Below are 2,240 nucleotides of genomic sequence, written 5' to 3'. Positions count from 1 at the left end.
AGCAGACTTGACCTGATAGTTTGGCTGTGAGCAATTATGTGCTTAGTGCATCTAACGCCTGAATTAAGCTGCGCCGCGAAGCGGCGTCGGCTTGAATGAACTGTTAGACATCATTGGCGTGGAGCCGAGCAGACTGGCGGCTTCGTGCTTCACAAAGTAAATGAACGCAGTCAACTGATCAGCGCGTGAGGCCAAGCAATCCATCCCTTGTCCAAGGTAAGCCTGCTGGGCTTCAAGCAGCACGGGCTGATGTTGGACGGGCAGGCGTTCCATTACCCAGTTGGCAGCTACATCCTTCGGCGCGATCTTGCCGGTTGCTGCGCTGTACCAAATGCGAGACAAAGTAAGCACTACATTCCGCTCGTCGCCTGCCCAATCCGGTTGTGAGTTCCATAGTTTCAAGGTGTCGGCCAGTGCTTTGAATAGATCGCTTTCCGGGACTGAGTTGAAGAAATCTTCCGCGGCCGAACCTGCCAAGGCAAGGCTGTGTTGCCTTGCTTTAGTTAGCAGAATAGCCAGATCAACATCGGTTGTCGCGGGCTCGAAGATGCCCGCAAGAATGTCCTTGCGCTGCCACTCCCCGAATTGCAGTTCCCGTCTGGCTGGATAACGCCAAGGAACAACATCGCCGTACACGACGATGGTAACTTCCAAGGCACGGAGAGCTTCACTTTGGCCGGGAGAAGCGGAAACTTCCAGGAAATCTACGAACAGAGCCTGCCGCACAGTCTCATCGAGCTGTGCAGTCACAGTAACCAGCAAATCAATATCACTGCATGGCTTCAGGCCACCGTCGAGTGCAGAGCCGTACAAATGCACGGCCAGCAACGTCGATCCCAGATGATGCTCGATGACGTTGAGTGCCTGTGATAGCTGTACCGAAATCTCGGCGGGCACTGCGTTGCTCATGATGTCTAACTCCCAATTTGTGTAGGGCTTATTATGCACGCTTAAAAATAATAAAAGCAGACTTGACCTGATAGTTTGGCTGTGAGCAATTATGTGCTTAGTGCATCTAACGCCGCTAAGCAGCGGCACATTTTGCGTTTTGAGCGCAGCGAAGCAAAATGTGTCCGATGGCTTGGATGGTTAACCCCTTTGCCAGATTTGATAGCGATAATTTATATTTGAATGAAATTCCTGCTCGAACACCACATTGAACTCTTTGGGGATTTCCGGAAAGAAAACATTGCCCTCTGGCTCGGAATCTATTGTCGAGATATGTAGCGTGTCGGCATGGGCGATCAGACTCTTGTAGATCTCTCCACCACCAGAAACAACAACATGGTTCGTAAGAGTCTTTAGCTCCCTCATTGCTGCTTCTATAGATGGAAACACAACCACATCATCGTTAGTAGCTACCGATCCTGAGCGGCTGACAACTGCATACTTTCTATTTGGGAGAGCCCCCATTGCCTCAAATGTTTTACGGCCGACTAAGAGCCATTGATTGTAAGTTATTGCTTTAAAAAGCAGCTGCTCACCTTTAGCGTTCCACGGGATATCCGAGCCGCAGCCAATAACCCCATTTCTTGCTTTTGCAGCCATTAGTGATATTTTCACGATACTCCTTTGGGTTAACGCCGCCATAAACGGCGACAGGGTGGCGCGCCTATTGCGCATAAAATGGCGAAGCCATGCGCAACAGGCGCGGAATCTCTGGCGTCCGGTTTGATGGCTTTGTTATGCAAAGGACTAGTCTTCAATGACGTGTAAACCACGGCGCTTTAAGTCCTCCAACGAATCCAACATTCCCCTTATTAATTCAACAGGATGCCCCTCCCAGTCTTCAACAACGCCAACAATTCTCAAGGGTTCGCAGGTTCTATAGGACTGTGTTGGATTACCGGGAAATCTTTTGTTCGTAAGATTCGGATCGTCTTCGAACGGTCCTGTTGGCTCAACTATGTATATGTAGCCGCGACCCTCGAGGCCAGACAGTGACATAGCAAGTTCAGCTCCCCAAACTGCTGGCTCCATCAAGGCTGAAAAGTAGATGTGCTTAAGAATACGACCGTCCTCGAAATGAGAGATGAACCCTGTGGTTAGCAAGTCACCAATCGCCAAATTGGCTTTGGTTCCATGATAGAACGGTCCTTGCACCTGCTTGTAATTATCATGAGAGATGGGAATCCAATCTTTTACCATTTTAAGACCCTTAATTGTTGGGATTTGGCTGCATAACGTTTGACATGAGGGGCGGCCAAGGGCGCCAGCCCTTGGACGTCCCCCTCGATGGA

At 50.0% G+C, this 2,240-nt stretch carries 3 protein-coding genes; all 3 read right to left on the bottom strand.

All coding sequences use genetic code 11. The annotated features are described in order from the left end of the window. Positions 1–63: 63 nt before the first annotated feature. A complete protein-coding gene (locus ACOT0L_RS23865) occupies positions 64–909 on the bottom strand; it encodes an ANT(3'')-Ia family aminoglycoside nucleotidyltransferase AadA16 (protein ID WP_001749984.1) in 846 nt (281 codons plus the stop codon). 180 nt (positions 910–1,089) lie between these two features. After that, a complete protein-coding gene (gene dfrA27 / locus ACOT0L_RS23860) occupies positions 1,090–1,563 on the bottom strand; it encodes a trimethoprim-resistant dihydrofolate reductase DfrA27 (RefSeq protein WP_001749985.1) in 474 nt (157 codons plus the stop codon). Positions 1,564–1,695: 132 nt separating this feature from the next. Continuing rightward, positions 1,696–2,148 (bottom strand): NAD(+)--rifampin ADP-ribosyltransferase Arr-3, encoded by a 453-nt coding sequence (locus tag ACOT0L_RS23855; RefSeq protein ID WP_001749986.1) that lies wholly within the window; start codon positions 2,146–2,148, stop codon positions 1,696–1,698. Positions 2,149–2,240: the final 92 nt, after the last annotated feature.

Source organism: Enterobacter cloacae complex sp. XAL002 (assembly GCF_049236805.1).
GTDB classification, from domain to species: domain Bacteria; phylum Pseudomonadota; class Gammaproteobacteria; order Enterobacterales; family Enterobacteriaceae; genus Enterobacter; species Enterobacter intestinihominis.
This window is presented reverse-complemented; position numbering and strand designations above follow the sequence as displayed.